This is a genomic window from Pseudomonas sp. IT-P44 (assembly GCF_949768225.1).
GTDB classification, from domain to species: Bacteria; Pseudomonadota; Gammaproteobacteria; order Pseudomonadales; family Pseudomonadaceae; genus Aquipseudomonas; species Aquipseudomonas migulae.
On the sequence record NZ_CATKQM010000037.1, the window covers coordinates 37,516 to 43,598 of the forward strand.

A 6,083-nucleotide genomic window follows, 5' to 3' on the forward strand; every position below is an offset into this window, starting at 1 on the left:
GCGAGCCTGACGACAGACAGGCATACCGACAGCCCTCTAGACTGCACCTCTGTTGGTTATGTTTATCAAGGATCGCAATGACTCCCCGTACCGCCCTGGGCGCACTGCATATCGGCGCATTGATGTTTGGCCTGACCGGCGTGTTCGGCAAACTCGCCGCCGCCTCCCCCGCCGTTATCGTCTTCGGTCGTGCGGCCTTTGCCGTGCTCGCCCTGGCCCTTTTCGCACGGTTCGCCAGCCACACCCGCTGGCAAAAACTCGACGCCGTGGACTGGCGCCGATTGCTGCTCAGCGGTTTGTTGCTGGCCGGACACTGGGTGAGTTTCTTCATTGCGGTAAAGGTGGCGGGCGTGGCGATCGCGACCCTCGGTTTCGCCAGTTTCCCGGCGTTCACCGTGATCCTGGAAGGGTTGATCTTCCGTGAGCGAATTCGCGCCAACGAGATCCTGCTGGTGGTACTGGTGAGCGTCGGGCTGGTGCTGGTCACGCCAGACTTCGATCTGGCCAGCGGCGCCACCACCGGCCTGTTGTGGGCGGTAGGTTCTGGCCTGCTGTTCGCGTTGCTGTCGCTGACCAACCGCGCCAGTTCCGGCCGAATTCCGCCGGTGCAGGCTGCGCTGTGTCAGAACGTAGTGGTCGCGTTGTGTTTGCTGCCGGTGGCGGCACCGCAACTGAGCGAAGTGCGCACCATCGACTGGCTGTGGATCGGCCTGCTGGGAATATTCTGTACCGGCGTCGCCCACAGTCTGTTCGTCGCCAGCCTCGCGGTGATCAAGGCACGAACCGCCGCCGTGGTGTTTGCGCTGGAGCCGGTGTACGGCATCACCATGGCGTGGTTGCTGTTCAATGAAAACCCAACGCTGCGCATGCTGATCGGCGGCGCGTTGATCATCGTCGCGATTGTCGTGTCCAGCAGGCTCTCCGGCGGTTCAAGCAAGAAAGCGGTTGCTGCCGAAGCCGCGTCTCACTGAGTGCGGTCGTTGTGGCCCAGGTCGCGGTCCGGATCAATCTGATCGCGGACCCGCTGCTTGAGCACCTTGGCCTCCGGAAAACCGCCGTCAGCCTTGCGCTCCCAGATCTGCACATCGTTACAGAAAATGTGAAACACGCCACCGGTGCCCGGCACCAGCGACACCTTGCCCAAATCGTCGCCAAAGGTACTGAGCAGTTCTTGCGCCAACCACGCCGCACGCAGCAGCCATTGGCATTGCGTGCAGTAAGTGATGACGATTTCCGGTTTATGCGCGGTCATGACGGGCGAAACTCCTGAGCCAAGGGGCACCGCCATGATAGAGCGTCAGCGGATACCGGCCAACAACGTCCGCGCAGTCTGTTTGAGTGGCTCATCACCGTCCTTGAGCAACTCGTTCAGCAGTTCGATGGCGCTGTCCAGATCGCCGTCATCGATGCAGGTCTGAGCCTGTTCCAGTTTGCCTGCGTTGGTCGGTTCCACCGGTTTCGGTCCCAGCGGTACAAGCTCAAGCGACTGACTTGCATCGGCGAATTCATTGAGAAAATCGTCGTCCAGAGACTGTGAATCCGGTTCGGCGATCCATTCCAGCTCGGGCTCGCCCAGGGTCGGCTCTTCGGGTTTGGGCGATTCGTCCGAGGGTTTAGGGTTTTCGAATGGACTGACCAGGTCCCAACTCGAATCCATCGACAGGTCCTCCAGGTTCAACTGGAACTCATCGCCCGGCGCTGCTTCGGATTTTACCGGTGTCGTGATAACGCTGGTCGCAGCCTCGGGCACCGCGCTGTTCAGTTTCGGGTAGCGGGCACGGATTTCCTGAAGTTGCCGGGAATCGAACCCCGCGTCTCGCAAGCTGCTCTCCTGCGCATCATAGGCTGGCACATCCCCTTGTTTACCGAGGACTTCCAGCAGTTGCACCGCCAGATCCGTGCGCTGTGGTTCCTTGACCAGGGCTTCTCGCAACAATGCCGCCGCTTCGGAAAAACGCCCATACGTCAGATAGATACCCACACCCTCCAGCACATCGCCAGACGGCGTCTCCTCGTGATGGACAGGGGCGGCCTTCACAACCGGCGCTACGGGTCGATCAAGCACCGGTTCATGCCGCGACGGTAAAACCGGGAGATCTTCGGGCAACGCCTGAACCTGCTGTCGTTGCCGACGAACAATCAGCCCCACCACCAGCCCCAGCAGCACCAGCAACCCGATAATCAACGGCCAGTTGAACGCCTCGGGCTCTTGTGCCACGACCGGGGCGGGCTCCACGGCTTGCGGCGTGACCGGCGGTGCTTGCTGGACCTCCGCCAGGCGGGTTTGCAATTCGGTGATCTGTTTTTTTTGGCCGGCGATCTGTTCGTCTTGAGCCTGCAGCTTCGCATTCAACTCATCGACGTTTTTTTGCAGTTGCTGATTTTGCTGCACGCTGGCAGCCAGCTGTTCTGCGACAGGATCAATCACCGGTACAGCGGCCGGTGGCTCAACCTTCGCCTGGGCGGTTTTCTTCGCTACGGGTGGAGGCGCAACGGCAGGTATAACGCTCGGGAATGGAGAGTTCGGTGAACTGGCGGCGGGTTCGTCAGTGACCGGAGTAATGCCCGGCGTTCCCGGAGGATCGATCAGCACGGTGTACTCGCGCAGCACACGGCCGTTCGGCTGGTTCAGTTGCACGAGAAAATTCAGGAAGGGTTCGTTGACCGCTTTGTTGGAGCTCACCCGGATCAGGCTGCGATTGCCCCGCAGGATCGGTGTGAACTTCAGGTCATTGAGAAAGAAAAGCCGTTCGACACCGGCACGGCTGAACTCGTCTGCCGTCGCCAGGCTGACCGACAGCTCGCCCTCCTCCAGACCGGCGGCATCCACCAGGGCGATGTCGGCACGCAACGGTTGATTGAGCGCCGAATGCAGGGTGATCTCACCCAGGCCCAGTGCAGGCGCCAATGCCGAGTAGCTGACAAACCCACCGGCCAGCAGCAGCCTGGCGCAACACCGCAATACAACGTGCCAACTCTCAAGCATGAGCATCCCTTAGATAACCAGAACCAACCAGTGCGTGTTCGCACATCCGTTACGAACACGATATTGCCTGGTAGTTCTTTATAGTCTGCCCAACGGGGTATCTCAAAAAGCCGGCGCTTGCTTATGCCTCAAGATTTTTCCAGGTTGGCCAGTATGTGCCCGTGGACTCGCATGCAGACCTTCAAATCCGCCTCATCGACGCCGTCGAACAGCTCGTGGCGCAGTTGAGTGGCAATGGTTTCAATTTGTTCGATCAGGGGAAGGGCCGGTGCACAGAGGACGATTTTTTTCGCCCGGCGATCTTCGAGCACTGCCTGGCGCTGAACCAGGCCCTGGCTTTCCAGGCTGTCGAGCAGTCGTGCCAGGGTGGGGCCTTCGACGCCGACGCTTTGCGCCAATTCACGTTGGGTCGGGGCGTCGTCAAAACGCGCGAGGTGCAGCAGCACCAGCCAGCGCGCCTGAGACAAACCCAGGCCGGCCAGACGGCGGTCCAGTTCGGCACGCCAGCCGCGCGACATCTGGGCCAGTTGCATGCCAAAGCGGTGTTGATCGGTTAACGGCATAAAACACTCATGGTTAGACTGAAATATAGAAAAACTAATTATTAGTCAGCTAAGCATGACCCTTGGCTTGAGGCAAGGTTTGCTCTGTACTGAATCGTTACATCAATACAACCGTTTCAGGATTTGAGCGTCAGATCTCGAATTCCGATTGCAGTGCGGCACGTACGCAGTACAAAACACCTTCCGGCACACGACCGGCGAACAGCGCAGCAATCTCCGCCACCGGCGGCAACTCACCCTCGCCGTCGAGGAACGCGTCCTGCACTTCCCCCATCAAGTCTTCGGGCAGATCAAGCGCCTGTTCCAGCGACAACTGCTGCTTGCCAATGGCCTCGGCGAGCATGGTGTAGACATTCTTTTCCGAACATTGCAGCTGACCGGCGATTTGCAGCGGCGTCATGCCGGCCCGCGCGAGCGTTATCAATTCGTGGCGCACGTCGGCCACCACTTTTGGTGCCTCGACCTGACCGCCGAGGACTTCGAGGAAGGCCTCGCCGTAACGCTCCAGTTTGCGCGCACCGACACCGCTGACCGTGGCCATTTCCGACAGCGAGGTCGGCTGGCTGCGGAGCATTTCCAGCAAGGTCGAGTCGGGGAAGATGACGTACGGCGGCACCCCATGCTCCTCGGCGAGCTTGCGGCGCAAGGCGCGCAAGGCTTCCCACTGTTCGCGTTCTTCGCCGCGAACCAGTTGGCTTGCCTGGCTCTTGCTGCTTTTCGCCGTGGTTTGCGGCTTGAGGTCACGACGCAATTCCAGGGTCACTTCGCCCTTGAGTAGCGGTCGGCAGGTGTCACTCAGGCGCAGGCCGCCATAGCCTTCGAGATCGATGTCGGCCAGACCGCGAGCCACCAATTGGCGAAACAGAGAGCGCCACTCACTCTCGCCCATCGCCTTGCCGACACCGTATACCGACAGGTGCTGATGGCCGAAGCTGCGGACCTTTTCGTTGTCCTTGCCCAGCAACACATCCACCAGATGCCCGACGCCATAACGCTGGCCGGTGCGATAAATCGCCGAGAGCGCCTGACGGGCCGGTTCAGTAGCGTCCCAGGTCTGCACGCCGTCAACGCAGTTGTCGCAGTGACCGCACGGCTCGGGCATGTCTTCGTCGAAGTAGGCCAGCAAGGTTTGACGACGGCAGCGGGTTTCTTCGCAGAGCGAGAGCATGGCATCAAGCTTGTGATGCTCCAGACGCTTGTGGCGCTCGTCACCTTCGGAGTTCTGCAACATCTGCTTGAGCATCACCACGTCTTGCAGGCCGTAAGCCATCCAGGCATCCGCCGGCAGACCATCACGGCCGCCGCGACCGGTTTCCTGGTAGTAAGCCTCAAGGGATTTCGGCAAATCGAGGTGAGCAACAAAACGTACGTTGGGTTTGTCGATGCCCATGCCGAACGCCACGGTGGCAACCATGATCAGGCCTTCCTCGTTGAGGAAGCGCTTCTGGTGCAGCGCTCGTGTTTCGTTGGGCAGGCCGGCGTGGTACGGCAGCGCCGGGAAACCCTGTTCACTGAGGAACACCGCCACTTCATCGACTTTCTTGCGCGACAGGCAATAGACAATGCCGGCATCGCTGCGCCGCTCCGCGAGGAACGCCAACAACTGTTTGCGCGGCTGCTCCTTGGGCACGATGCGGTAAAAAATGTTCGGGCGGTCGAAACTGGAAAGGAAGCGCTCGGCATCCTGCAGGTGCAAACGATCGACGATTTCTTCGCGAGTACGCTTGTCCGCCGTCGCGGTCAGGGCGATGCGTGGAACATTGGGAAACAGTTCCGCCAACTGGCCCAGTTGCAGATACTCACGGCGGAAGTCGTGGCCCCATTGGGACACGCAGTGGGCTTCGTCGATGGCGAACAGGGCAATTTCAAGGCTTTGCAGGAAGGCCAGCATGCGTGGCTGGACCAGACGTTCCGGCGCGAGGTAGAGCATCTTCACTTCACCGCGCTTGATCCGCGCAGCGAGATCGCGCTGCTGCTCGGCGCTCAGCGTGGAGTTCAACGCAGCGGCAGCGACGCCCAATTCTTCGAGGGTCGCGACCTGGTCGTCCATCAACGCGATCAGCGGCGACACCACCACCGCCAGTCCTTCGCGCAGCAGCGCCGGCACCTGGAAGCACAGGGATTTACCGCCACCGGTAGGCATCAGCACCAGGGCGTCGCCGCCACTGGCCACGCGCTCAATGATTGCACCCTGACGGCCACGGAAACTGTCGTAGCCGAAGATGTCCTTGAGGACGCGTTGAGCCTGTTCGAGCATAAAAACTCCAAAAATCACCGAAACATCCCTGCAAGGCTGGTTCAGAACCACGCAGGCTGCACTGACAAATCGTAAGTGCGCATTGCATGACGCTTCACATTTCAGCCGCGACGCCAGCAGGGCATCACAAAGCGCGGGAGTATACCCGAGGGCTTCCTTGCAAAGGGCGCCGCTTAGAAGAGGATGTTGTGTACATATCCGTTTCTGCGGTAACGGCTGCTATTGGTTTCGCCCTTACGGCGAGTTACTTGGAAAAGCGCCAAGTAACCAAGCGCTC

5 protein-coding genes are annotated in these 6,083 nt (G+C 60.2%); 1 reads left to right on the forward strand and 4 read right to left on the reverse strand.

The genetic code is table 11. The features are described from left to right. Nucleotides 1-77: 77 nt before the first annotated feature. Nucleotides 78-971, forward strand: a complete 894-nt coding sequence (locus ACM6IO_RS20145) for a DMT family transporter (RefSeq protein WP_008043640.1) — start codon at nucleotides 78-80, stop codon at nucleotides 969-971. On the opposite strand, the gene ACM6IO_RS20150 is transcribed toward ACM6IO_RS20145, so the two are convergent. The 4 genes from ACM6IO_RS20150 to recQ form a co-directional block, all read right to left on the reverse strand. Then, nucleotides 965-1,252 (reverse strand): SelT/SelW/SelH family protein, encoded by a 288-nt coding sequence (locus ACM6IO_RS20150; RefSeq protein ID WP_008030428.1) that lies wholly within the window; start codon nucleotides 1,250-1,252, stop codon nucleotides 965-967. The two genes, ACM6IO_RS20145 and ACM6IO_RS20150, sit on opposite strands and share 7 nt — an antisense overlap. Before the next feature lie 45 nt (nucleotides 1,253-1,297). Beyond that, the gene (locus ACM6IO_RS20155; RefSeq protein WP_414912083.1) at nucleotides 1,298-2,986 is read right to left on the reverse strand and encodes a FimV/HubP family polar landmark protein; all 1,689 of its coding nucleotides are present in this window, start codon (nucleotides 2,984-2,986) and stop codon (nucleotides 1,298-1,300) included. 128 nt (nucleotides 2,987-3,114) lie between these two features. Next, the gene (locus ACM6IO_RS20160; protein WP_008030423.1) at nucleotides 3,115-3,549 is read right to left on the reverse strand and encodes a MarR family transcriptional regulator; all 435 of its coding nucleotides are present in this window, start codon (nucleotides 3,547-3,549) and stop codon (nucleotides 3,115-3,117) included. A 130-nt stretch (nucleotides 3,550-3,679) separates the two neighbouring features. Then, nucleotides 3,680-5,806, reverse strand: coding sequence for a DNA helicase RecQ (gene recQ, locus ACM6IO_RS20165; protein WP_008043638.1), 2,127 nt, complete (start codon nucleotides 5,804-5,806; stop codon nucleotides 3,680-3,682). Nucleotides 5,807-6,083 lie beyond the last annotated feature (277 nt).

What these genes read in the sequence shown, in the direction of transcription:
- ACM6IO_RS20145 (WP_008043640.1), top strand. Translation starts at nt 78, where the DNA reads ATGACTCCCCGTACCGCCCTGGGCGCACTGCATATCGGCGCATTGATG.
- ACM6IO_RS20150 (WP_008030428.1), bottom strand. Translation starts at nt 1,252, where the DNA reads ATGACCGCGCATAAACCGGAAATCGTCATCACTTACTGCACGCAATGC.
- ACM6IO_RS20155 (WP_414912083.1), bottom strand. Translation starts at nt 2,986, where the DNA reads ATGCTTGAGAGTTGGCACGTTGTATTGCGGTGTTGCGCCAGGCTGCTG.
- ACM6IO_RS20160 (WP_008030423.1), bottom strand. Translation starts at nt 3,549, where the DNA reads ATGCCGTTAACCGATCAACACCGCTTTGGCATGCAACTGGCCCAGATG.
- recQ (WP_008043638.1), bottom strand. Translation starts at nt 5,806, where the DNA reads ATGCTCGAACAGGCTCAACGCGTCCTCAAGGACATCTTCGGCTACGAC.